This window comes from Klebsiella sp. CN_Kp073 (genome assembly GCF_040065495.2).
Classification (GTDB): Bacteria; Pseudomonadota; Gammaproteobacteria; order Enterobacterales; family Enterobacteriaceae; genus Klebsiella; species Klebsiella aerogenes.
Genome location: NZ_CM198051.1, coordinates 2,965,343 through 2,989,402, shown reverse-complemented (window position 1 = coordinate 2,989,402; position 24,060 = coordinate 2,965,343). Strand labels below are relative to the sequence as shown.

General features: G+C 58.3%; 21 protein-coding genes and 2 pseudogenes. 17 read left to right on the top strand and 6 right to left on the bottom strand.

Annotated elements, in window-relative coordinates; genetic code table 11:
* Positions 1-43: 43 nt before the first annotated feature.
* Both ABLV66_RS14410 and ABLV66_RS14405 read right to left on the bottom strand, forming a co-directional pair.
* Positions 44-1,624: a rhodanese homology domain-containing protein gene (locus ABLV66_RS14410; protein ID WP_348877073.1), complete on the bottom strand. Its 1,581-nt coding sequence runs from the start codon at positions 1,622-1,624 to the stop codon at positions 44-46.
* Positions 1,617-2,222, bottom strand: coding sequence for a cysteine dioxygenase family protein (locus tag ABLV66_RS14405; protein ID WP_045396149.1), 606 nt, complete (start codon positions 2,220-2,222; stop codon positions 1,617-1,619). Before ABLV66_RS14405 ends, ABLV66_RS14410 begins: the two co-directional genes overlap by 8 nt.
* Positions 2,223-2,329: 107 nt before the next feature.
* On the opposite strand from ABLV66_RS14405, the gene ABLV66_RS14400 reads away from it, so the two are divergent.
* The 7 genes and pseudogenes from ABLV66_RS14400 (at position 2,330) to ABLV66_RS14370 (ending at position 9,362) form a co-directional block, all read left to right on the top strand.
* A complete protein-coding gene (locus tag ABLV66_RS14400) occupies positions 2,330-3,223 on the top strand; it encodes a LysR family transcriptional regulator (RefSeq protein WP_045396152.1) in 894 nt (297 codons plus the stop codon).
* Positions 3,224-3,368: 145 nt separating this feature from the next.
* Positions 3,369-4,473, top strand: a pseudogene (locus tag ABLV66_RS14395) (LLM class flavin-dependent oxidoreductase).
* A complete protein-coding gene (locus tag ABLV66_RS14390) occupies positions 4,451-5,602 on the top strand; it encodes an acyl-CoA dehydrogenase family protein (RefSeq protein ID WP_320482524.1) in 1,152 nt (383 codons plus the stop codon). Before ABLV66_RS14395 ends, ABLV66_RS14390 begins: the two are co-directional and overlap by 23 nt.
* A 5-nt stretch (positions 5,603-5,607) precedes the next feature.
* Entirely contained in the window at positions 5,608-6,582 is a 975-nt protein-coding gene (locus tag ABLV66_RS14385; protein ID WP_063447702.1) for an ABC transporter substrate-binding protein, read from the top strand.
* Positions 6,579-7,616 (top strand): ABC transporter substrate-binding protein, encoded by a 1,038-nt coding sequence (locus tag ABLV66_RS14380; protein WP_063415800.1) that lies wholly within the window; start codon positions 6,579-6,581, stop codon positions 7,614-7,616. The genes ABLV66_RS14385 and ABLV66_RS14380 overlap by 4 nt, the downstream gene beginning before the upstream one ends.
* Positions 7,597-8,592 (top strand): ABC transporter permease, encoded by a 996-nt coding sequence (locus ABLV66_RS14375; RefSeq protein WP_348877072.1) that lies wholly within the window; start codon positions 7,597-7,599, stop codon positions 8,590-8,592. The genes ABLV66_RS14380 and ABLV66_RS14375 overlap by 20 nt, the downstream gene beginning before the upstream one ends.
* Positions 8,586-9,362, top strand: coding sequence for an ABC transporter ATP-binding protein (locus ABLV66_RS14370; RefSeq protein ID WP_063447704.1), 777 nt, complete (start codon positions 8,586-8,588; stop codon positions 9,360-9,362). Before ABLV66_RS14375 ends, ABLV66_RS14370 begins: the two co-directional genes overlap by 7 nt.
* A 95-nt stretch (positions 9,363-9,457) precedes the next feature.
* Here ABLV66_RS14370 and ABLV66_RS14365 read toward each other — a convergent pair whose 3' ends face one another.
* Complete coding sequence (locus tag ABLV66_RS14365; protein ID WP_348877071.1) at positions 9,458-11,530, bottom strand: TonB-dependent siderophore receptor; 2,073 nt, start codon at positions 11,528-11,530, stop codon at positions 9,458-9,460.
* A 505-nt stretch (positions 11,531-12,035) separates the two neighbouring features.
* On the opposite strand from ABLV66_RS14365, the gene ABLV66_RS14360 reads away from it, so the two are divergent.
* From ABLV66_RS14360 to ABLV66_RS14325, 8 genes and pseudogenes are all read left to right on the top strand, one after another.
* Entirely contained in the window at positions 12,036-12,857 is an 822-nt protein-coding gene (locus tag ABLV66_RS14360; protein WP_315710140.1) for an ABC transporter ATP-binding protein, read from the top strand.
* On the top strand, positions 12,854-13,879 hold the full coding sequence (locus ABLV66_RS14355; protein WP_315710141.1) for a FecCD family ABC transporter permease: 1,026 nt from the start codon (positions 12,854-12,856) through the stop codon (positions 13,877-13,879). Before ABLV66_RS14360 ends, ABLV66_RS14355 begins: the two co-directional genes overlap by 4 nt.
* A complete protein-coding gene (locus ABLV66_RS14350; RefSeq protein ID WP_045396176.1) occupies positions 13,876-14,928 on the top strand; it encodes a FecCD family ABC transporter permease in 1,053 nt (350 codons plus the stop codon). The genes ABLV66_RS14355 and ABLV66_RS14350 overlap by 4 nt, the downstream gene beginning before the upstream one ends.
* An 11-nt stretch (positions 14,929-14,939) precedes the next feature.
* Positions 14,940-15,892: pseudogene (locus tag ABLV66_RS14345) on the top strand (iron-siderophore ABC transporter substrate-binding protein).
* Complete coding sequence (locus tag ABLV66_RS14340; protein WP_512173801.1) at positions 15,889-16,788, top strand: MurR/RpiR family transcriptional regulator; 900 nt, start codon at positions 15,889-15,891, stop codon at positions 16,786-16,788. The pseudogene ABLV66_RS14345 and the gene ABLV66_RS14340 overlap by 4 nt, the downstream one beginning before the upstream one ends.
* A gap of 95 nt (positions 16,789-16,883) precedes the next feature.
* Positions 16,884-17,651, top strand: a complete 768-nt coding sequence (locus ABLV66_RS14335; RefSeq protein WP_047046620.1) for a basic amino acid ABC transporter substrate-binding protein — start codon at positions 16,884-16,886, stop codon at positions 17,649-17,651.
* A 63-nt stretch (positions 17,652-17,714) separates the two neighbouring features.
* Positions 17,715-18,479, top strand: coding sequence for an amino acid ABC transporter permease (locus ABLV66_RS14330; protein ID WP_020079062.1), 765 nt, complete (start codon positions 17,715-17,717; stop codon positions 18,477-18,479).
* Entirely contained in the window at positions 18,466-19,188 is a 723-nt protein-coding gene (locus ABLV66_RS14325) for an amino acid ABC transporter ATP-binding protein (protein WP_032715551.1), read from the top strand. Before ABLV66_RS14330 ends, ABLV66_RS14325 begins: the two co-directional genes overlap by 14 nt.
* 54 nt (positions 19,189-19,242) lie before the next feature.
* Here the strand turns inward: ABLV66_RS14325 and ABLV66_RS14320 are convergent, their stop codons facing one another.
* Positions 19,243-20,442: an MFS transporter gene (locus ABLV66_RS14320; protein ID WP_026612337.1), complete on the bottom strand. Its 1,200-nt coding sequence runs from the start codon at positions 20,440-20,442 to the stop codon at positions 19,243-19,245.
* Positions 20,443-20,699: 257 nt separating this feature from the next.
* On the opposite strand from ABLV66_RS14320, the gene ABLV66_RS14315 reads away from it, so the two are divergent.
* Complete coding sequence (locus tag ABLV66_RS14315; protein WP_032707833.1) at positions 20,700-21,863, top strand: M20 aminoacylase family protein; 1,164 nt, start codon at positions 20,700-20,702, stop codon at positions 21,861-21,863.
* A 55-nt stretch (positions 21,864-21,918) separates the two neighbouring features.
* Positions 21,919-22,410: a 2-thiouracil desulfurase family protein gene (locus tag ABLV66_RS14310; RefSeq protein ID WP_020079058.1), complete on the top strand. Its 492-nt coding sequence runs from the start codon at positions 21,919-21,921 to the stop codon at positions 22,408-22,410.
* Positions 22,411-22,515: 105 nt separating this feature from the next.
* Here the strand turns inward: ABLV66_RS14310 and ABLV66_RS14305 are convergent, their stop codons facing one another.
* Together ABLV66_RS14305 and ABLV66_RS14300 are read right to left on the bottom strand one after the other, a co-directional pair.
* Positions 22,516-23,262: an SDR family NAD(P)-dependent oxidoreductase gene (locus tag ABLV66_RS14305; RefSeq protein ID WP_289576914.1), complete on the bottom strand. Its 747-nt coding sequence runs from the start codon at positions 23,260-23,262 to the stop codon at positions 22,516-22,518.
* Between the two features lie 70 nt (positions 23,263-23,332).
* Complete coding sequence (locus tag ABLV66_RS14300) at positions 23,333-24,022, bottom strand: helix-turn-helix transcriptional regulator (RefSeq protein ID WP_315710146.1); 690 nt, start codon at positions 24,020-24,022, stop codon at positions 23,333-23,335.
* Between the last annotated feature and the right edge of the window lie 38 nt (positions 24,023-24,060).

Sequence of the window (24,060 nt, the reverse complement as noted above, 5' to 3'; positions counted from 1 at the left end):
GGTAAGTTATTCCCGGTGGCGATGTCGCCACCGGGTTTTTAACCTACAACACCTTAAAGCCGTGGGTGCCATCGCGCGCCAGCTGTTCCACCAGGCCAAACTCCCAGTCGAGATAAGCCTGCATCGTCTCTGCGGTGTTATCGGTTCCTTCATATGGCCGTCGGTAGCGATCGCTGCGTGCTGTCGCTAGATGCGTTTCGCCCTGTTCCAGCGCCAGCCCGGCATTAATCCACGCCAGCGTCCCGCCGCTTAACAGCTGTACCGGCTTACCGGTCAATGCCGCGACTTCAGGCGCGGCGTAGCGGGCCAGCAGACTACTGCCGCATGTGACAACGTAACGTTCGGCGGGAGGGATGACTTCCAGCGCCTGACGCAGCTGTGAACGCACCAGCCACCAGGCGCCGGGGATATGCCGCGCGACATAGTTCGCGCTGGTGGTGAAATCCAGTACCACGGTGCCGGGTTCGCGCAATTGTTCCGCTAACTGCGCTGGGGTTATCTCCTCAGCCCGCGGTGCCGGCGGTACGTTGGCGGGCGGAACGCCGCGTTCGCTCAATTGCTCCACGCGGACATCGCGTAATACCGCCACTTCCCAGCCCATCTGCGCCAGCCAGGACGCCGCGATCGGCGCGCGTATCTCATCATCGGCGACCAGCACAATCCGCGCTCCGCGTACGCTGGCATAATGATCGGTTTCCTGCACCAGCTGGCCGCCGGGGGCATTCACGCTGTGCGGCAGATGGCCTGCGGCATACTCCTCGGGGCTGCGAACATCAAACAGATAGGTGGTGCGGCTCGGCTGCTGTTGCCAGCGGGCTAAAGTAGGGGCATCAATGAAGGCCACGCCAGCGCGCTCGGCCAACTGCGTCACTACAGCCACGCGTTGCGCTGAGGCGCGGAAATCGGCGTCGTAGCGCCGCTGCTGGCCGTGCTCGAGCTCCAGTCCGGCTAAGGTCCAGCCGATGGTGCCGTTGCGCAGCGCGTAAACCGGATTGGCTAAACCGGCATTACGTAGCGATTGGCTGCCGATAATGCTGCGGGTACGGCCGGCGCAATTAACGATAACCGGCGTTTGCTGCGATGGCAGCAGGCCTTCGATGCGTAACGCCAGCTCGCCGCCGGGCACGCTAATGCTGCCGGGAATATTCATCGTTTGATATTCATCAAAACGACGCGCATCGACCACCACGACTGGCTGTGGACCCTCGATCAGCGCCTTCACTTCCTCGGCGCTCAACGAGGGCGTCTGGCGCTCGCTCTCTACCAGCTCGCCGAACGCTTTGCTCGGGGAGTTAACGTCCTGAAAAAGCTCGCCGCCGCTACGCTGCCAGCCCGTCAGGCCGCCTGCCAGTAGCGCAACATCCTGATAGCCCCAGCGTTGCAGCCGCTTAACGGCCTGCTCCGCGAGACCTTCGCCATTGTCGTAGAGGGTAATCGGCGTCGTCAGGCGCGGTACGCGGCGAAAAATCTCCAGCTCCAGCTTGCTGAGCGGCAAATTAGCGGCAAATAGCGGATGGTTAGTGGCAAATGCGGCCTCTTCACGAACGTCGATGAGCGCCACTTCCGCGCCATCGATCAGCGCCTGGCGCACCTCGGCTGGCTGGCGGTAATTGTAATCAGGCATATGAATTATCCTTTGAGAGATCCCAGATATTGGGCAAGTGACGGTTGGAGTAACCGGAGACGAATGGTTTGGCGATCCCATCCGCGCTATAAACCGCACGCCTGACGCCGCCGATGTTAGCGCCATAGACGTGAATACTGATTGAGACGTGGTCCGCGAGCGCGTTACTCACCCGATGAATATCGCCATCGCGGGAAGAGACTTTTTCTACTTTGCCGGCAGAAAGCCGTTCAGCAGGACCATTGGCTATCGGTAAACCGCGCTCGTCGAGTCGATAGCGCTGATTTTCCTCCGCGCCGCGCAACATACCGATGGCCCCCCATACCCGATGGTCGTGGATAGGCGTCGATTGCCCCGGTCCCCAGACGAAGCTGACAATCGAAAAGCGTTGGCCGGAATCGACATGCAGCAAATACTGCTGATAGTGGTGGGGATGCGGCAGGGTGTACTCTTCCGGCAACCAGTCATCTTTTTGCACCAGCGAAGCCAGGCGCACGGCGACGGCGTCGAGCAGGGTGGCCTCATCGGTAAACTGGCGATGCAGGGCATCAAGGTCTTGAATGAACTGGCGTAATTTTTCCACTCGCGGTGCGGTCATGGTGATTTCCTGTTGTCGGGACTGGTCATTACGCTAGCAAAGGCGTTAATATAATTAAAATGCAATTTCCGCATATATTAATATGCAAAAATCACATTAAGGATTGTATGCGTATCGATGACATTGATGCTCTGCTGGCTACCGTGCAGTTTTCCTCTCTGAATCAGGCGGCGGAATACCTTGGCATTACCCAATCGGCGATTACCCGTCGGCTTCAGCGTCTGGAGCAAACCCTCAATGTGACGCTGCTGGAGCGCCAGACCCGGCCCCTGACGCTCACCGCCGCCGGACATCGGGTGTATGAGCAGTGCCTGAGCATCAAGCGGGAAACCAAAAAGCTGTACGGGCTGCTCGATCCGGAGGCGGAGCCGCAGGGCGTTCTGCGTCTCGGCGTGCCGCAGAGCGTGGCGGAAATCGCCCTCCAGCCGGCGCTGAGCGCGCTACGCCAGCAGTTCCCGGCCCTTGAGCCGCAGGTGACCTGCGGCTGGAGCGGGCTGCTGCAAAAACGGCTGGAGAGCGTCGAACTGGATGGCGTGCTGGCGATGGGACCACAACAGCAGCGCTTTGCTGACGGCTACAGCGGGAGACTGCTGTGTCCGCTGGATATCGTGGTCATCGCGGCGAAAAGCTGGCGACTGCACGCCGGAGCGCTGCGCGACTGTGCGCAGCGAGGCTGGATACTCAATCCCGACGGCTGCGGCCTGCGGGCCGGGCTAATCCGCGAACTGCACTCGCAGGGGCTGCGGCTGGCGCTGAACGTCGAGACCGCCGGCGCCCAGTTGCAAATCAGCCTGGTGGCGCAGGGGCTGGGGCTTGGCCTGGTGCCTCGCGCCGCGCTGGCCGCCAGCCCGTGGCGCGATGAAGTGTCCACGCTTGCGCTCGCGGATTTTCAGCCGCAAGTGCATCTGTGGCTGGTACAGGCGCAGAATCTGGCTAACCTCAGCCAGCCGCTGACTTTTTTCGCCGGTAAAGTGGTCCAGCAACTTAATGCATCTGACTGATACATATATGTTATTTTTATAAATGCTTATCTTGCATATTAAGTTATGATAAAAATGCATTTTGCTCATTAAGAGCCTGTGTATAGGGTAATGAAAACGCGCCGCCGCCGCGGCCCATTCATTACCTTACTACCAGGAGTTCTGTATGAGCATTCAGTTTCTCGGCATGATCGGCCACCGCCTGTCGTCGGAAACCATCGCCCCGGTAGGGCCGATTTTTGACCGTGATTATATTGTGCGCTTCGCGCAAACACATGAAGCCGCGGGTTTTGACCGCCTGCTGGTGGGGCACTGGTCCGATCAACCCGACGGCTTTTTGGTGACCGCGCTGGCGGGGTTGTCGACGCAAAAGATAGCTTTCCTGCTGGCGCACCGTCCCGGTTTTGTCTCGCCAACTCTCGCCGCGCGTAAATTCGCCACCCTTGAACATCTGCTTGGCGGCCGGCTGGCGGTACATATCATCAGCGGCGGCAATGACGCCGAGCAGCGCCGTGACGGCGATTATCTCGACCACGACCAGCGCTATGCGCGCACCGACGCCTTCCTCGATACCATCCGCCAGGTCTGGACCGCCGAACAGCCGGTGGACATCGACAATGATTTTTATCAGGCGCAACAGGCCTGGTCAGCTATTCGCCCGCTGCAGAAACCGCATATTCCCCTCTATTTCGGCGGTTCGTCGGAAGCGGCGATTACGGTGGCCGGTAAACACGCTAACGTCTTCGCGCTATGGGGGGAGTCGCTGGCGCAAACGGCGGAAACTATCCAGCGGGTACGGGCGGAAGCGGCAAAACATCAGCGCGAGATCGATTTCAGCGTGTCATTCCGGCCGATTATCGCCGATAGCGAAGCGGAAGCCTGGGAGAAGGCCGAGCATATTCTGCATGTCGCCACCGAGCGGGCGGCGCAGAGTGAGGGGGGCTTTAAAGCCAAGCCCGATAGCGTTGGCGCGCAGCGTCTGCGGGCCACGGCGGCGCAGGGTAAGGTGGTGGATAAACGCCTGTGGACCGGCATCGCGCAGCTGGTGGGCGGCGGCCACAATTCCACCGCGCTGGTCGGCACGCCGGAACAGGTGGCCGATGCGCTGCTCGACTACTATGACCTCGGCGTACGTAACTTCCTGATCCGCGGATTCGACCCGCTGAACGATGCGCAGGAGTATGGCAAAGCGCTGCTGCCGATCACCCGCGAAAAAGCCGCGCTGCGCGCCGTGGCGGAGCGCGCATCATGAGGCCTCACCCCAGCGATGACTGGGTGCGGCAGCTCGCGGAGATCCGCCATCTGATGACGGAGGAGGCGGCCAGCCTTGATGCCAGCGGCGATTTCCCCCATCGCAATATTGACGTTCTGCGCCGACGCGGGTTTTTAAGCCTTGCCGTACCGGAGCAGTACGGCGGACCAGGCGCCAGTTTAGCCGAGCTGCAACAGGCCATTGCCGCCATCGCCTGGGGCGAACCGGCGACCGCGCTGATTGTCTGCATGCAGTACCTGCATCATCTGCGGCTGGCGGAAAATGTCCATTGGGCTGAGCCGCTACGCCAGCGCGTATTTGATGATGCGCTCACAAACGGCGGGTTGATGAATAGCCTGCGCGTCGAGCCGGATCTGGGCTCTCCGGCGCGCGGCGGTCTGCCGCAAACGATAGCCAGCCGGAACAGCCGGGGTTGGCTGATTAACGGCCACAAAATTTATACCACCGGGATCGAAGGGTTGAGCTGGCTGGCGCTGTGGGCGCGTAGCGACGACAATCCGCCGCTGGTCGGTAGCTGGCTGGTTCCTGCCGACAGCGAGGGCATCAGCGTAGTGAAAAGCTGGGATCACCTCGGCATGCGGGCTACCGGCAGTCACGAGGTGGTGCTGAAAAACGTGCAGGTATCCGCCGGGCACGCGGTAGACGTTTGGCCCGCCGACGAGCCGCCCGCGCCGGACGCCGAACAATTTCGTCTGTTTGCTAACCGTCATACGGCGTTGCTGGCGGCGATTTACGACAGCGTGGCCCGCGCGGCGCGCGACTGGCTTGTCGCGTGGCTGGGTGCGCGGGTTCCCGGCAATCTTGGACAACCGCTTTCCAGTCTGCCGCGGGTACAGGAAAAAGTGGGGCAGATAGAGGGGCTGCTGCTGGTTAACCGCGCGCTGCTGGAGAATGCCGCGGAGCTGGGCTTTTCCGCTATTGAGGCCAATCTGGCGAAAGTCACTATCACCGATAACGCCATTCAGGCGGTCAATCTGGCGCTTGAACTCACCGGCAATCATGGTTTAAGCCGGCAAAATCCTCTGGAACGCCACTATCGCAACGTCCTGTGCGGGCGGGTACATACGCCGCAGAACGACAGCGCGTGGCAGGCGGCGGGTAAACACGCTTTTCAACAACAAGGATAATTCAGATGCGCATACCTCATTTTACCCGCATAGCCGGGGCGCTAATGCTATTGACGCTGAGCGGCTATGTTGCGGCTCAGGAAAGAATCACCCTGCGAATTGCCGATCAAAAAGGCGGCATGCGGTCGCAACTGGAAGCTGCTAACGCCTTGCAAAACCTCGCTTACGATATTAAATGGGCCGAGTTTCCTGCCGCCGCGCCGCTGGCTGAAGCGCTCAACGCCGGCGCGGTTGACGTGGGGATTATCGGCGATGCGCCGCTGCTGTTCGCGCTGGCGAACGGCGCGCCGGTAAAAGCGATTGCCGTCGATAAGAGCAACCCGGCGGGGACCGCCGTGCTGGTGCCGCCCGGCAGCGCGTTAAAAAGCGCGGCGGATCTAAAAGGTAAACGCATTGCCACCGGTAAAGGATCGATTGGCCATTTTGTGGCGCTGAAAGCGCTGGAGCAGGCGGGGATTTCGCCGAAGGATGTGCAGTGGGTATTCCTTGGCCCGGTGGATGCGAAAGTCGCGCTGCTTAACGGTTCGGTAGATGCCTGGGCAACCTGGGAGCCCTATACCACGCAGTTGGTGAAAACCGCCGAAGGGCAGATTCTGGTGAGCGGCAAAGGGCTGCTGCCGGGTAATACTTTCCTGGCCGCCACCGATAATGCGCTGAAGGATCCGCAAAAGCGCGCGGCGCTTCAGGATTATCTCACCCGACTGGCCGGCGCCGAGCGTTGGGCTTATGCCAATCTCGATAGCTATGGCAAAACGCTGGGGGAGATCATTCGCTTCCCGGCGGAGATTGCCCGCGCGCAGTTTGCCAACCGCCAGTCGCAGTGGCAGCGGCTGGACGCGCCGACGGTCGCCCAGCAGCAGTCGACGGCGGACTTTTATCTTGCCAACGGCCTCATTCGCGCAAAGCTCGATGTAACGCCGACATTTGATAACGGCTTCAGCGTGCCCGTCGCGCCGGTTCATGCGGAGGCGGCGCCATGATGACCACACGTTTTACCCGTCGTCGTTTCTTACAGTTTACCGGCGGGCTGGCGCTGGCCGGGGCGTCTGCGCCGCTATGGGCTCACGATATGGCAGAGATGGCGAGCGGCGATGAACATCCGGCGCTGCGTCTGGCGCAGCCTTACAAAATCAAGCTGGCGATCAACAAAAGCGCGGTGTGCCTGGCGCCGGTCGCCGTCGCGGAGCAGCAGAAGATTTTTAGTAAATATAATCTCGACGTTGAGTTTGTTAACTTCGGTAACTCGACGGATGTCCTGCTGGAAGCGATTGCCACCGGCAAGGCCGACGCCGGGGTCGGCATGGCGCTACGCTGGCTGAAGGCGCTGGAGCAGGGCTTTGATGTCAAGCTCACCGCCGGGACGCACGGCGGCTGCCTGAATCTGCTGACGGCCAAAAACTCGCCTTTTAGCGCGCTGGAGAGTCTGAAAGGGCAAACCATTGGCGTCACCGATATGGCCGGGCCGGATAAAAACTTCTTCGCCATCTTGCTGAAACGCCACGGTATCGACCCGATTAGCGATGTGCAGTGGAAAGTCTATCCGGCCGACCTGCTCAGCGTGGCGCTGGATAAGCGCGAAATCGCCGCCATTAGCGGCAGCGAACCCTTCAGCTATCGCCTGCTGGAAACCGGCAAATATCAGCTAATCGCCAGCAATATGACCGGCGATTACGCCAACCTTAGCTGCTGCGTGCTGGGCGTCAGCGGTTCCCTTGCGCGCGATCATAAACCGGCGGCGGCCGCGCTTACCCAGGCGATTCTGGAAGCGCACAGTTATGCCGCCGCGCACCCGGAAAGCGTGGCGCAATCTTTTCTCGCCCATGCGCTAAACACTAACGAAGCGGAGGTGAGCGGCATTCTTCACGGCCAAGGGCACGGCCATCATGCGGTGGGCGAGGCTTTTGTTAAAGAGCTGACGCAGTATGCCGTGGATCTGCAGCGGGTACAGGTCATCAAACCGGGAACCGATCCTCATCAGTTTGCGGAGAGTATTTATGTCAACGTTTTCGCCTGATCGCGCGCTCGCCCGCCCGGGACCCGGCGCTCTGCTATGGACGGAGGGCGGGCTTGCCGCCGTGCTATGGCTGCTGGGCGGCCTGTTCACGCAGGCATGGCCCGATGCTGGTCGGCGCTGGCCGTTTAGCGAGGAGTGGGCGCTGGCGCAGTTCACTCTCGGCGGCGGCCTGCTGTTACTGACGCTGAGTTACCGTTACTGGCGGCAGCGGGGGGCGCGTTTGCAGCGTGCCGGGAAATGGCTGGCGCTGCTGCCGGTACTCTTCGCGCTATGGGAAGGGCTGACGGCCAAGACGGCGTTGTTGCCGGTGCCGTTTTTCGCTCCGCCGCAGGCGCTGGTTGAAGTGCTGCACGATGACTGGCCGCGGCTGCTTGATAGCCTGCTGCATTCGCTGGGGCTGCTCGGACTCGGAGTGCTGCTTGGCACCAGCTGCGGGTTTATCAGCGGGCTGGCGATTGGCTGGTCTCAGCGTATTGGTTATTGGGTGCATCCGATTTTACGCCTGCTGGGGCCGGTGCCTTCCACCGCGCTGCTGCCGCTATGCCTGTTTATCTTTCCTTCAAGCTTCGGCGCCAGCGTGTTTTTGATTGCGCTCAGCACCTGGTTCCCGGTCACGGTATTGACCTGGTCCGGGGTCATCGGTATCGATAAAGCGTGGTATGACGTGGCGCGAACGCTGGGAGCCAGCCAGCGATTTCTGATCCTGCGCGTGGCGATCCCCGCTGCGCTGCCGAACGTGTTTGTCGGCTTGTTTATGGGGCTTGGCGCGTCGTTTTCGGTGCTGATTGTCGCCGAAATGGTCGGCGTCAAATCCGGGATCGGTTTTTATCTACAGTGGGCGCAGGGCTGGGCGGCCTATCCGAATATGTACGCGGCGCTATTCGTGATGGCGTTGTTATGTTCCGGCCTGATTAGCGGGCTATTTATGATTCGCGATCGGCTGCTGAGCTGGCAGCGCGGAGGAATGCAATGGTAAGTGCCCAGACAATTTCGACCGGCGCGGCGGTGGCGGTACGTCATCTTCATCATGCGTTTACGTTGGGCAAACAAACGGTGCCGGTGCTGGAAAATATCAGCCTGCAGCTGCGGCCAGGCGAGAGCGTTGCGCTGCTTGGCCCCTCAGGATGCGGTAAATCGACGCTGCTGCGCCTGCTGGCGGGGCTCGAGCCGCAGCAAAGCGGGCATATTGAGATTGATGATGCGGCGATGGGCGGGCCGGGGCCGGAACGGATCCTCGTTTTCCAGGACCCGACGCTTTATCCGTGGCTGACGGTGCGGCAGAACGTGCTGCTGGGGCCGCAGGCGCAGGGGAAAAAGGGGCTGGAGCCGAAGGCCGACGCGCTGATTTCGCGCATCGGGCTGCAGGCGTTCAGCGAGGCGTGGCCGCGGCAGCTTTCCGGTGGGATGGCACAGCGTGCGGCGCTGGCGCGCGCGTTGCTCAATGAACCGCGTTTACTGCTGCTTGATGAGCCGCTGGGTAAGCTGGATTCACTTACTCGCATCAGCATGCAGCGCGAACTGATTGCGCTATGGCAGCAGCAGGGTTATACCAGCCTGCTGGTCACTCATGATATCGAAGAAGCGCTGCTGCTATGCGAGAGAGTGCTGGTGATGTCGCCGCGGCCGGGGCGAATTATCGCTGAGTTTACGCTGCCGCTGGCGTTTCCCCGCCATCGCGACAATCCGCTGTTATTGCAGCATCGGCAGGATATTTTGCGTATCCTCGGCCAGGAAGAGGATTGGTAAGCCAGGTGCGTTGTCCGGTATTTCCCCGCAGAAGGGGCTGGGGGGAAGTAGCCCGGATAAGGCGCAGCGCGCCGCTATCCGGGGCAGGGCAAGGTTTAAAAATCCATTTTCACCGTAAACTGCACTTCACGCGGGTCGCCAATCTGGTTGCCGAGATTATTGGTGCCAATTGACGAGGTGTAATAGGTCTTATCGAACAGGTTCTTCACATTCACCTGTAGCGTTACCGGATACTGCCGCTTCATTTTGTAAGCCGCGAAGACGTCGGCCACCGCATAGCCCTGCAGATAATAATCCGCGCCGTTGGTGCCGGACCGTTTGCTGACCGCGTGGCCGCCGCCGCCAACGGTCAGGGTGTTGCTGTTATAGACGTTATGAATGTCATAGGTCAGGAACAGCGAACCGGTATGTTTTGGCACGTTCGGTAGCGGTTTACCGGCATAATCGGGATCTTCCAGCACTTTAGCATCGGTATAGCCGTAGCTGGCGATGATGCTGAGGTTATCGGTGAGCGAGCCCGCCAGATCCACCTCCACGCCGCGCGAGCGAACCTTACCCGCGGTCTTCGCCACCGTCTCGTCGCCGATACTTTCGGTATACAGCACGTTACGTTTATGAATATCAAATAACGCGATATTGGCGGTAATACCCTCTAACAGGTCGAATTTGGCGCCGACTTCGTAAGAGGTGGACTCTTCCGGCGGCAGTTCGCCGATGTAGCTGGCAATCGACGACTGCGGCATAAACGACTGGGCGACGTTAGCAAACAGCGACACGTTTGGCGTTACCTTGTAGACCAGGCCTGCCTTCGGCGTCCATTTCTCATCGCGGCTATCGGTATTGACGTTAAACGGTCGGCCTTTCCCGGCATACTGGGTGTAATACTGGTAGCGTACGCCGGCCACGGCAATCCAGTTGTCGGTCAGATATAGGGCGTCCTGCAGATAGGTTGCGTAGCTCTCCTGCTTGATACGCTGATCGCTATCGGCAGCGGAGACGGTATTACAGGTATCGAGAGTGCCGTAAACCGGATGATAAATATTAAAGCCTTTCACGTTCTTACAACGCAGCATATCGGTACGCAGCAGATCGTAATTCTCATAGGCGACGCCGGTCAGCAGTTCATTATAAAAGCCGCCGATGACCACATTGCCTTGTAGATCGGCGCGGGTGGAATGCATCTTTTGCGTCGAGCCGTGCGTGCCGTCGACCCGGCGGGTCAGGTTGCCGGTCGCAGAATCATAGGCCATCACCCTGGCCTGATTATCGTTGTAGTGATCCTGGCTGTAGCTGTAATCAAAGCGCGCGGTCCAGGCACTGTTAAGTCGATACTCGGCATTCAATTGGGCAATATCGGAATAACCATCGGTGATATTAAAGGCTTCATCGAAACGGGTTTTACGGTCGACGTTGACCGCGTGGCCAGTATTGAGATCGAAAATGGTGCCGCGGTCAAAAGGAGCGCTGTAATCGCGATGTGAATACGAAGCGGTAATAGTCGCGCTATCGCCAAACCAGCTCAGGGAAGGGGCGATAAAGCTGCTTTTGTTCTTGCCGAAATTACGCCAGTAATCTTCATTTTGATATTCGCCGATCAGTCGATAGGCCAGACGAGTCCCTTCTATCGGACCGGTCACGTCGAAGCTACCCGTGCCGCCGCCAAAACTGCTGGAGGTGGCGGAAACCGAACCAGAGAACTGGCGCTCGGGGCGTTTGGTGACAACGTTAATCAGTCCGCCGGGGTCGAGAATACCGTACAGCGTCGAGGCCGGGCCTTTCAGAACTTCCACCCGTTCGGTCGCGGCGTTAAAGCTGCGCGGCAGAACGGTGCGCAGGCCGTTGGTCATGATAGAACCGTCGCGATTGGCGCCAAAGCCGCGGCGGGTAAAGGCATCCTGGGTACCGCCGAGGGTATTGGTCTGCACCACGTTGGCGACGTTATACAACGCTTCATCCAACGAGGTGGCGTGCTGATCTTCCAGCACCCGGTCGCTGACGGTATTCACCACCTGCGGAATATCCAACAGCGGCATTGAGGTCAATGTCGCCGTAGATGAACTCAGTGGCTGATAGCCGCTGGTGGCGTTCTGCTGGCGGCCCTCAGCTACCACAGTAATGGTGTCCTCGGCGTCTTTTGTATTATTTGCCGCGTTATTTTCTGCGGCCATTAATCCCGGTGAGGCTAAAAAAAGAAGCGAAAAAAGCGCGCGCCCTTGCAACGTCCTGCAGGCGACATGGGGTTGAGTCATTATCTGTTTCTCGTGAACGAATCTGCCTTTGCGGTCAGATAAAGCCAATAAAATCATTGCCCTGAAAATAAAACCTATCTGTTAAGCGTCTGAACGCGCCTTCAGATATGTAATTGAGAATCATTCAAACACGAAGAAATGTAGTAGTAAATGTTATGTAAGATAAAAAATCGTCGCAGAAGAAAAGCACGATTTCGCAGCCTGTCGTAGGTAGTGAGATGCTTTTATTTTATTGATTATAAATACTATTCATAAAATTCATTTTGTGTCGCCGCGGGGTAGTGAACGTAACGATAACAACATGAAGCACAGTATTGACTACTACATTCATCCCCTTCATGATCAAAAGAGAATGAGATTTATTTTGATTTGACTGCAGAACGTCGAGGGCTGATGCCGGAACGCTGCGGCGCAGGAGCGAGTTATGCCACAGCGGGTAAACCCTGCAGAAAAGGGGATCGTCCTGGAGTCCCTGTCGGCCGGATATGGCCAGACGCTTATCGTCGATGACATTAACCTGACGATCCCCAGCGGTAAAATGACGGTGCTTGCCGGGGCCAACGGCTCAGGCAAATCAACGCTATTATCGACCATCGCCCGGATGCTAAAACCGCTCGGCGGCTGCGTGCGTCTGGACGGAAAGACCATCCACGAAATGCCGACCAAAGCGGTCTCCCGCCAGCTGGGGATCCTGCCGCAATCGCCGCTGACGCCGGAAGGGCTCACGGTGTTTGAACTGGTATCGCGCGGGCGCTATCCGTGGCAGGGGCTGATGCGCCAGTGGTCTGCAGCCGATGAACAGGCGGTGGAAGAGGCGCTGCAATTAACCGGCACCGCCGAATTCGCCCATCTGCCGGTCGATAGCCTTTCCGGTGGCCAGCGCCAGCGCTGCTGGATAGCGATGGCGCTGGCCCAGCAGACGAAAACCATTTTACTGGATGAGCCAACCACCTGGCTCGACCTGCGCTATCAGGTAGATATTCTTGAACTGCTGCAAAGCTTGACCCGCGAACATGGTCGTACGGTAGTGACGGTGCTTCACGACCTGAACTTTGCGGTGAACTATGCCGACCTGCTGGTATTTCTCAAAAAGGGGCGGATAGCCGGGACCATTTCAGAACAGGAAATCTGCAGCCCCGAACTGATTAAAAACGTCTTTGATGTTGATGTGCAGATGTCAATCAATCCGCAAACCGGCAAACCTTTCTTTATGCCGTTTCGCGCACCCCAGGCCGTTGCCCGATGAGCGCCTCCGTGCTGTACGCCACGCGGCGTCGTACCCGTCCGCGGCTGGCATTGCTGCTATTAACCCTGATGCTTATCGCCGGTTCGCTGGTTCATCTTGGTTTAGGCGCCCGCTGGATCGCGCCGCAAACGGTCCTGCAGGCGCTGCTCGAGTACGATCCGCGGAACTTCGATCACCGTATTATTGTTGATTTACGTCTGGTTCGGCTGGCGGCGGCGCTGGTGACCGGCGCGGCGCTCGGCGTAGCCGGGGTGCTGCTGCAGACGGTGATCCGCAACCCGCTTGGCGAACCGCATATTCTTGGGCTTAACGCCGGCGCCTCGCTGGCGGTGGTCGCGACCTCGGCGCTGGGCCTCTCTCTCGGCGATTTTCCGGCGGCACGCCCGCTAACCGCCGCCTGTGGCGCGGCGCTGCTGTTCGGCGGGGTGATGGCGCTGGCCGCTGCCGGGCGCGGCGGGGCGACGCCGCTGCGCATTACGCTATGCGGCGTGGCGCTCTCGGCGTTTGCCTCGGCGGTGACGGCGGCGATATTAATTCTTGATGAACAAACGCTGCTGGCGATGCGCACCTGGCTTGCCGGCGATCTGTCCGGGTTGAACTGGGCTAGCCTACAGGCGGCGCTGGTGCCGGCGCTTTCTGGCATGGGACTGGCGCTGCTTCTCGCGCCACGCCTGAACGTGCTGGCGCTGGGCGATAAAGTGGCGCTGGGGCTGGGGGTGAATCTGGTGCAGACCCGACTGTTGGGGCTGGTCGCTATCGCGCTGCTGTGCGGCGCGGCGGTGGCGGTCGCCGGGCCAATTGGGTTCGTCGGGCTGGTGGTGCCGCACGTAGTGCGCCGTCTGATAACGCAAGATATTCGTCTGGCGTTACCGCTGGCGGCGCCGGTCGGGGCGCTGGTGCTGGTGTTGGCGGATATCGCCGCCCGTACCCTCGTCGCGCCGCAGGAACTGGCGACCGGCGCGATGACCGCGCTGGTGGGCGCACCGCTGTTTATCTTTATCGCCGCGAGGTTTTTTAAATGAAACGCGCCGTTCACCGCGCCGGATTTCGGCCACTGGGTTTTGCTTCAAGGCATCTGTTGTTGCGCCCGGCTTCATTAAAAATTGCCGCCTTCATCCTGCTGCTTTTGCTGGCTCTCGGGCTCTACAGCCTCAGCCGAGGCAGCTTCCCGCTGCCATCTTCGACATGGGCGCGTGCGCTGCTGGCGCCGGAGCAGATTGGCGAACAGCAGCGTTTTATCCTGTTTGACATCCGCCTGCCGCGAATTTTGATGGCGCTGCTGTGCGGCGCCATGCTTGGGCTGGCCGGGGCGGCGATGCAGAGCATTACCCGTAACGGTCTGGCGGACCCCGGCCTGATTGGCGTCAAAGAGGGCGCCTGCATTGTCGTGCTGGCGCTAATTCTGTTTTTTCCGGCCGTAGGGCTGGCGTGGCGACCGCTGGCGGGAATGCTCGGCGGCGTGCTGGTGGCGCTGTTGGTGCTGGCGCTGGCGCGCGATTGTTCACGTCCGCGCTTTATTTTGATTGGCATTGGCGTGTCGTGGACGCTGGCGGCAGCGGTTGGCATTTTTATGACCACCGCCGACGTACGCGATGTACAGACGGCGATGATCTGGCTCTCCGGCAGCCTGCACGCGGCGACCTGGCCGCTGCTGGCGGTGGCGTTTTGCTGGGCGCTGCCTGGCGCACTGATTCTGTTCTGCACTGCCCGCGCGGCGGATGTGGCGCTGCTTGGCGACAGTACCGCCATCGGTCTTGGCGTGCGTTTGCCCCAGCTCACGCTACTGCGTTTCTTCGCCCCCGTGCTGCTGACCTCTGCCAGCGTTTCCTGCGTTGGCAGTCTGGGTTTTGTCGGTCTGATGGCGCCGCATATGGCGCGCTTCGTCTTGCGCGGCGGTCAGGTGGCGCTGCTCTGCGGCAGCGCGCTGATTGGCGCGTTGCTGGTGCTGGCAACCGATACGCTGGGGCGGCTGGCGTTTGCGCCGCTGCAGATCCCGGCGGGGATTGTCATTGCGCTGGTAGGGTGCCCATTTTTTATTGCTCTGCTTTGGCGTCGCCGTGACGCCCTGTAAATCAAAAAGGATTGTTATGCGTTGGTTCGTTTCTCTGCTGGTGCTGTGCGCGGGCGCTGCCGCGGCTGTCGATTCGCAAACCTTCACCGACGATTTAGGTCGTACGGTGAGCGTACCGCTGCATCCGCAGCGTATCGTTTCGATGCACGATCTCGATATTACCATCCCGCTGATCGAGCTTGGGGTGCCGCCGGTAGCCAGCCATGGCCGGACGCGCCCTGACGGCAGCCATTACCTGCGCTCCAGCGCTCAGTTAACCGGCGTCGATTTCGACAATAGCGATATTCGCTTTATTGGCACCGCCGATATTGACCTTGAAGCCGTGGCCGCGGCGAAACCGGATCTGATCATTACCGAGCCCAGCCGCCATGTCTCGGTGGAGCAGCTGGCGAAAATCGCGCCGACGGTCAGTATCGATCACCTGCAGGGCAGCGCGCCGCTGATTTACCGCAAACTGGCGCAGCTCACCGGCAGCCAGGCGCGGCTGGCGGTGCTTGAACGTCGTTATCAGGAACAAATAAAACAGCTAAAGGCCACGGTCGACCCCCAGCAGTACCGCGTGTCGGTGATTCAGGCGAATAACGGTAAGGTAACGGTACACCACTCGTATCACGCGCTGGGGCGGGTTCTGCGCGACGCCGGGTTCCGCTTCCCGCCGTTGATCGACAAGATCCCCGATGGCCAGCGGATCGACGTCAGCGCTGAACAGCTACCGGAGCTGGATGCCGATTTTGTCTTCGCCACCTGGCGTTCGGACACCGGCGGTAAGCCGCAGGATGAGCTAAAGGCCATGGAGGCGGTCATGCCCGGCTGGTGTGACTTTATGCGCGCCTGCCGAACCGGCCGCTATATTTTGCTGCCGCGCGAAGAGGTTATTTCTAATTCGTACGCCGCATTGACGCTGATGGTGGCTCAGGTGCAGTCGCACATCGCCGGACGGCCGATTCCAGCGGGGGCGAAATGAAAGCAGGGGTGAAAAAAGAGAAGGGCAGAGTCGATCTGTTTGGCGAGCGCTTTCGCGCTCGCGCGCACCAGCTTTCGCCCCGTTTACGCGAGGTGGCAAACTACATCAATGATAATCGTGAAGTGGTGCTGGAACGCACGGCAATGGAGATAGCCACCGCCACCCACACCTCCGATGCCACCGTGGTGAGGGCGATTCAGGCATTGGGTTTTGCTGGGCTGCGCGAGTTAAAAGAGACCATGGCGCGCTGGTTCGGGCCGTCAGCGACCTCGTCGGAAAAGATGCGCTCGACGGTGGGGGCGCTCTCCTGTGATGTCAATTCCAGCATCGATTTTGTGCTGGATGGTCATCAACGCGCCTGTGAGGTGCTATCGCGTGCCGATAATCGCGCGGCGGTAGCCCAGGCGGTGGCGCTACTGGGCGATGCGCGTCAGGTGGCGATATTTGGCATCGGGGCGTCGGGGATCCTCGCCGAGTACACCGCGCGTCTGTTTAATCGTATTGGCTTACCTGCCTGTACCCTCAACCGTACCGGCTTCAGTCTTGCCGAGCAGTTGATTAGCCTGCAGCGCGGCGATGTGCTGATTATGATGGGGCAAAAATCACCGCATCGGGAGGGCATGACCACATTGCGCGAGGCGCAGCGGCTGGGGATCCCGACGATATTACTCACCCAGGCGCTGGATTCGCGCTTCAGTCAACTGGCGCAGGTGGTGATTGATGTTCCGCGCGGCGGCGATAACGGGCGGGTGCCGCTGCACGGCACCGTGCTGATTTACCTTGAGATGATCGTGCTGTCCGTCGCCTCGACCGCGCCGCAAAAGACGGTCAAATCAATGAAGCGAATCAATGAATTGCATCGAGCCATCGGCAAATCAGGTGGTCAACGCGGTTGAACAAAAGATAATTCACTATCCGGATGCTTTCCGGTTGCATGCCATGCTAAGTATGTGTATTTTTATGCAAAATAAATGCATAAAAAGGATATCTCATGGTCAAGAATTTGCTCAAAGCGTGTTTCATGATGGCCGCGCTGGCGGCAGCCGGACAGGCGGCTGCGGAAACCTATACCGTCGGCTCCGGCGGCACCTACCGTCCCTTTGAATTCGAAAATAGTCAAAAACAGCTGGAAGGCTTTGATATCGATATCATCAAAGCCATCGCCAGGGCCGAAGGTTTTGACGTGAAGCTGGTCAACACCCCCTGGGAGGGCATTTTCGCCACCCTGGGCACCGGCGATCGCGACATTATCATCTCGGGTATTACTATCACCGATAAACGCAAACAGATGGTGGATTTCTCTACGCCGTACTTCCCGGCCGAGCAGTCGATTGTGGTGCCGGAAGGTTCAAAAGTGAACTCGCTGGCGGCGTTGAAAAACGAGAAAGTTGGGGTGGTGAACTCCAGCACCGGCGATATTGTGGTTTCGCAGGAACTGGGTAAAAACAGCACCTCCATTAAGCGCTTCGACAATACGCCGCTGATGCTGCAGGAGCTGTTTGAGGATGGCGTCAGCGCCGCGGTAGGCGACGTCGGGGTAGTAAAATACTACATCAAGCAGCACCCGGAAAAGCAGTTCAAGCTGGTGCCTGACGCTAAATTTGAGCGCCAGTATTTCGGTATCGCCGTCGCTAAAGGTAACAGTGAACTGCTGGGCAAAATCAACGCCGGTTTGCAGAAAATCGTTGCCGACGGCACCTACGCCAAAATCTATAAAACCTGGTTCGATGACAACGTACCGACGCTGCCTGCGCAATAACACCATTTTTCAGTGACCGCGGCTGTCGCTCAGGCGATGGCCGTATTTTTTTAGGGAAGGACTATGACGGGATTCCGTTGGGAGATCATCGAGGAGTACGGCCCGCTGTTTATGGACGGCGCCTTGATGACGATTAAATGTACCATTATCTGCGTGATCCTCGGGACGTTGTGGGGGTTAACGCTTGGACTGGGGCGGATGGCGAAGGCCGAGCACGGGCCATGGAAATATATTCTGCGTTATCTGGTGCAGTTTCCGGTGCGCTTCTACGTCAGCGCCTTCCGCGGTACGCCGCTGTTTGTGCAGATTATGGTGGTCCACTTTGCGCTGGTGCCGCTGTTTATTAACCCGCGCGACGGCCTGCTGGTCACCAGCGGGATAATGAGCGCCGATTTCGCCCGCGAACTGCGTTCTAACTACGGCGCGTTCCTCTCCTGTATCGTGGCGATTACCCTTAACGCCGGGGCCTACGTGTCGGAGATTTTCCGCGCCGGGATCCAGTCTATCGATAAAGGGCAGATGGAAGCTTCGCGCGCGCTGGGTATGCCGTGGTGGAAAACCATGCGTAAAGTGATCCTGCCGCAGGCATTTCGCCGCATTCTGCCGCCGCTTGGCAACAACGCTATCGCTATTGTTAAAGACTCATCGCTGGCCTCGGCGATCGGGCTTGCCGATCTGGCCTACGCGGCGCGAACCGTCTCCGGCGCGTACGCCACCTACTGGGAGCCCTACCTGACGATCTCGCTGGTCTATTGGGTGATTACCTTCCTGCTGGCGCAGCTGGTTAACCGTCTGGAAAAGAGGTTTGGCAAAAGTGATTCACATTAATAATTTACATAAGCGCTTTGGCGATAGCCACGTGCTGCGCGGCATCAGCTGCGATATTAAACCGCAGGAAGTGGTGTGCATTATCGGGCCCTCCGGCTCGGGCAAAAGCACCTTTTTGCGCTGTATGAATGCGCTGGAAACCGTGAGCGAAGGCGAAGTGGTGGTCAACGGCTTTGCCGCCCATGACCGGACGACCGACCTCAACAAGATGCGTGAAAGTGTTGGCATGGTTTTCCAGCGCTTTAACCTGTTTCCGCACATGACGGTGCTGGAAAACCTGCTGATGGCGCCGATGAATTTGCGCAACATGCCGCGCCAGCAGGCGGTCGACCTGGCGGATGCCTTGCTGGCGAAGGTGGGCCTCAGCGATAAGCGCGATGCCTGGCCTTCCAGCCTCTCCGGCGGTCAGCAGCAGCGGGTAGCGATTGCCCGCGCGCTGGCAATGAAGCCGTCGATCATGCTGTTTGATGAGCCCACGTCAGCGCTGGATCCGGAACTGGTAGGGGATGTGCTGGAAGTGATGAAAAATCTCGCCAGCGAAGGGATGACGATGGTGATCGTGACCCACGAAATGGGCTTTGCCCGCGAAGTGGCCGACCGGGTGATTTTCATCGATCAGGGGGTGATTCAGGAAGAGGGCAAACCGGCGCAGATCTTTAGCGCGCCGACCAATCCGCGCACCGCTGCCTTCCTCAGTAAGGTGCTGTAGCCAAAAGCAAAACGGGCAGGTGGATCCCCGCCTGCCCGTTATCAACAACCTCCGCTATTGCGCGGTCTCGGTAGCCTCTTCCATGTCTTCTTCCTGCTCATTGGCGAGCAGCGTTTTTTCATTCTTGCTAAGGCACTGGATTAGCAGGAACAGCACGCCGCTGGCGAACAGGGTGATGATCAAGCCGTCATAGCCGGAGACGCCAATCAGCATGCCGCTGACAATCGGCCCTGCCACGCTACCGGCGGACCAGAAAAAGCCAAACAGGGCGTTAATCATGATGAGCTTTTGCCCGCTAAAGGTTTTCCCCGCTCGCACCAGCGACAGGGTGTAAAGCGCGCCCGCCGCGGCGCCGAGCAGCAGGCAGATAGCCATCAGCTGTACGCGCGAGGCGAGCATAAACGGCAGCGCCAGTAGCGACAGGCTAAAGACAACCGCGCAGATAAGATGCACGCGACGGATGCCGAAGCGGTCGGCAACCCAGCCCAGCGGCGCCTGAAACATGGCGTCGCCGGTGAGGACGACGGTGACCAGCAGTACCGCCATCGTTTCATTTAAACCTTTATCGATGCCGTACAGCGGCAGTAGCGCGAGAATACTGGCGTCGAAGAAGGCAAAGCAGAATACCCCAGAGGCCAGCACCGGCAGAAACGCCCCCAGGCTGCGCCAGCTCGCGCGCTCGGCAAGGCTTTCGCGACTGCCGCGCGGCAGATGACGCAGCATTAGCAGGCAAACGGCGGTAATGGCGACAATGGCCATCAGCGCCGCGTGTTGCCAGGCGGGGCCGACGGAGATAAGCAGCGGGCCGGCGAGCTGGCAGCCGGTAAAGGCCGAGGCATAGATGCCGGTGAGAGTAGCGCGATTACTGCCCGCCGCGCCGCCGGTTATCCAGCTTTCCCCCAATACGATAATGACGCCGGAGGCGAGTCCGGTCAGCAGACGCGGCACCAGCAACAGCGTCATGTCGGTGGTCATGCAGGAGGCGATGGTCGCCAACGCCAGCAGGATCAGGCTAACGCTGAGCAACGCGCCCATTTCAAAACGACGGCACAGCGCGGGAGAAAGAAAAGAAGAGAGCATCATTCCAGCGGGCGGCAGCGCGGCCAGCAGGCCGACATAAAGCGGAGCAACTTGCTGCTGCGCCAGCTCGAGGCTGATTAATGGCACCGTATAGCCGGTGATAAATCCCACAAGTGAAGCGGCCATGATCATCGCCAGCGTGGGGGCCAGGCGATTCTGGTCTGGGTTAAACATTGTATTCCCGATAACGGAAGGTTGCAGGTGGATAATCCGGCAAGACGCCGACCAGTCTGCATGATAATTAATCAGCTGACGGAAGTCACCGCTGAAACAGCTACTATTTTTGATATCGATAAAACGATCCGCTGGTGAATAGACAAAAATCATCATCGCTGAAGTTGTCAGCCGCGGGGGCGAAAGGATATAACGAAGGGTGCCGCCTGGAAGCAGCAGGACGGGGACCACTCATTCAGTAATGGAAGGAACAGGACATGGCGGTATCGTCTTCACTGATTGCCGAAGCTATCGGCTGGCGTCGCGATTTTCATGCTCATCCGGAGCTCGGGTACCAGGAGCAGGAGACCTCGCGTCGGGTTGCCGGGCTACTGGCTTCGTTCGGCCTGCAGGTACATGTCGGGCTGGCAGGTACCGGGGTGGTCGCGACGCTTGAGAACGGCCCGGGGCCGGTGATTGGCCTGCGCGCCGATATGGATGCGCTACCGATCGCTGAACAGGGGACGGTGGAATATCGTTCGCGTCGTGCTGGCGTGATGCATGCCTGCGGTCATGACGGCCACACCGCCATGCTGTTGGCTGCCGCCGCGCACCTTGCCCAGACCCGCAACTTTGGCGGCACCGTGCATTTTGTCTTTCAGCCCGCGGAGGAGAACCTCGGCGGCGCGCGCAAAATGGTGGAAGAGGGGTTGTTCGAGCGCTTCCCGATGGACGCCATTTACGCGTTGCACAACTGGCCAGGCTTGCCGCTGGGGCATGTGGCGGTGAATCCCGGGGCAATGATGGCCTCGCTTGACGCCTTTGAGATAACGCTCACCGGTAAAAGCTGCCATGCGGCGATGCCGGAAAGCGGCGCCGACCCTATCGTCGCCGCCGCCCAGCTGATTATGGCGCTGCAGACGATTCCGTCGCGCCGCCTGTCGCCGCAGGATTCCGCGGTGGTCAGCATTACCCAGATAAACGGCGGTGAGGCGATCAACGTGCTGCCGGACCGCGTGGTGCTGCGCGGGACTTTTCGCTGCCTGAGCAATACGGTGCGCGAGCGGGTAAAAAACCTCATTGAGCAGTACGTGCATACGCAGCCGCAGGTTTCCGACGTTGACGGTCAGATTTCGTGGTATCCGGGCTATCCGGTGACCAAAAATGATGCGCAACAGGCGCTGAAGGTGCGCGAGGTGGCGCAGGCCGAGCTCGGCGAAGCCGCGGTGCGCTGGCAGATCAATCCTTCCATGGCGTCGGAAGATTTTGCCTGCATGCTGGAAGTGTGTCCCGGCGCCTATTTCTGGATAGGCACAGACGGCGAGACGCCCTCCAGGCCGCTACACAATGCCAGCTACGATTTTAACGACGATCTGCTGGCGCCCGGCGTGGCGCTGTGGACGGCGCTGGTGGAATCACTGCTGCCTGCCGGGCAGGGCTAAGTTTTCGTGTGCCGTGGAAAGCGCGGGTGAACGGTCTCCGGGGGCCAACAAAGAAATGATAAATAAAATATTGGTCAGTGCCTGCCTGATGGGCCTTAAAGTCCGTTATAACGGAAAAGAGAAAGCGCAGATGACCCATCAACTTGCTCGCTGGCAACGGGAGCAGCGCCTGGTAATCCACTGCCCTGAGCTGGCTGCCGGGCTACCTGTTCCGCGACCACCTGCCGAGATCGTGTCGGCTGATGGGAGAGACGTAATGAGTGGACAAGCCAGAATAATTGAGAATACGGGAAGGGATGTTACGCCGCATTATCAACTGGCAGCCTGGCTGGCTCTGCGAGCAGCACAAGAAGCAGGTTGTACCGCCGCATTATTAACTGATGGTAGTCCTACGTGCGGCAGTCAGTTTATCTATAACGGTTCTTTCAGTAATCAGCGTAAATCGGGTATGGGAGTGGCGGCGTCACTGCTCAGTGAGCATGGCATCGCGGTATTTTCAGAAGCTCAGTTTGCGGAGCTTGTGAGCTGGATAGAAGAACGGGAATGAGCGGTTCCCCAGGGTTAACGTCGAACTGTATGAGGTTCACACCTCGACATAGCCGACGTTAAAGCCTTATGAAACTCTTGCAGTTTAAAAGCACTGGGGGGAGTTTCACTCAGCTAAATAACCACCATCGATGGGATAAACGCCGCCGGTACAGAACGCCGCATTTTCTGACAGCAAAAACAGTATGAAGTCTGCTATTTCCCGCATTTTTGCCATCCTCTTCATAGGGTGGCTATTGGCGAAACTACGTACGATATTGTCAGGAAATTCACTCATTCGTGGCGTTTGGACATAGCCCGGAGCGACGGCATTGATTCGAATGCCTTGCGTTGCAAACTCTAATGCTGCGGTTTGGGTCAAACCGATGATACCGTGTTTAGCCACGGTGTAAGGCGCTAATCCTGGAATGCCAACCAGACCATTTACTGCAGATAAATTAACGATAGAACCGCCAGACTTCATCATTGCAGGTATTTCGTATTTTAGGCAGTAAAAAACGCCGCTCAATGAAGTGGCAATAACTTTATCCCAGTTTTCAACCGTCTGCTCTGTTATATTTTTACCATGCTCACCTGTTATGCCCGCATTATTTACAGCATAATCAAGTCTGCCAAAATGTTTGATAACTTTAGCGATCATTTTCTCTACTTGCTCGGGTTGTGACACATCGCATCCGATCCCCAGCGCCTGTTGCCCCTGTGAAGATAATTGTTTCGCTTTTTGGATGGCCTGCTCTGGTGAACGGGAGACAATAACGACCTTAGCCCCATGTTGGTGTAATTGCTCTGCGACTGCCTCACCTATCCCTGTCGTGCTTCCTGTGATGACAGCAACTTTATTCTGGAAATTCATCATTCCCCCTATGACGTAGTATTGAGTCTTGCATCTGGGGGAGTATACAAAATCGCTGTGACAGTTTTTGTCAGTACTCTTTTGCCTCGTCGATCCTTTCTTTTATTCTCCATTTTTTCAATAAAGCCGTCCGGCTTTCCTTGTAGATAGAGTCCAGTTGTGCCATCTCTGCAATTTGATCAGTTCTAAAGTGACGAAAATCATTTCTCATTTCGCACCATGCGACCAAAAGCCAACATGACTGCATATATGCCAATCCGATGGGCCATATAACACGAGAAGAGTAAGCGCCTTTCTTGTCACAATATTTTATTTTGATTTTCCTTTGCTTTTTAATAGCGCTACGAATGTCTTTGAAAAATACCTCATTGCTTTCTGCAGGGCCGATCAAATAGGATTGGCTTTCGATAAGGTTTTTTAATTCATCAGGAATGACGGCGTGTATTTTGGCAAGCGCATTCCTTGCTGTATTTTTGAAATCATCATCTGTGTTATGAGATACCCAGTTTAGCCCAAGGGTAATAGCATTGATTTCTTCATGAGAAAGATTTAAGGGCGGCAAATGAAAATCAGACTTGACGATATAACCAATACCGGCCCCACCTTCAATGCGAACCCCTTGATCCTGTAGCGTTTTTATATCTCTATAAAGCGAGCGCACGCTTATTCCTAATCTTTCTGAGAGCGCGGATGCCGTGATGGGATATCTTTGCGCCCTTAATATCTGTAGTAACTCGAGAAGCCTCTCTGTTCTGGTCATATTGATAAATCCATCCCGATACTGCGAAAAATCTTAAA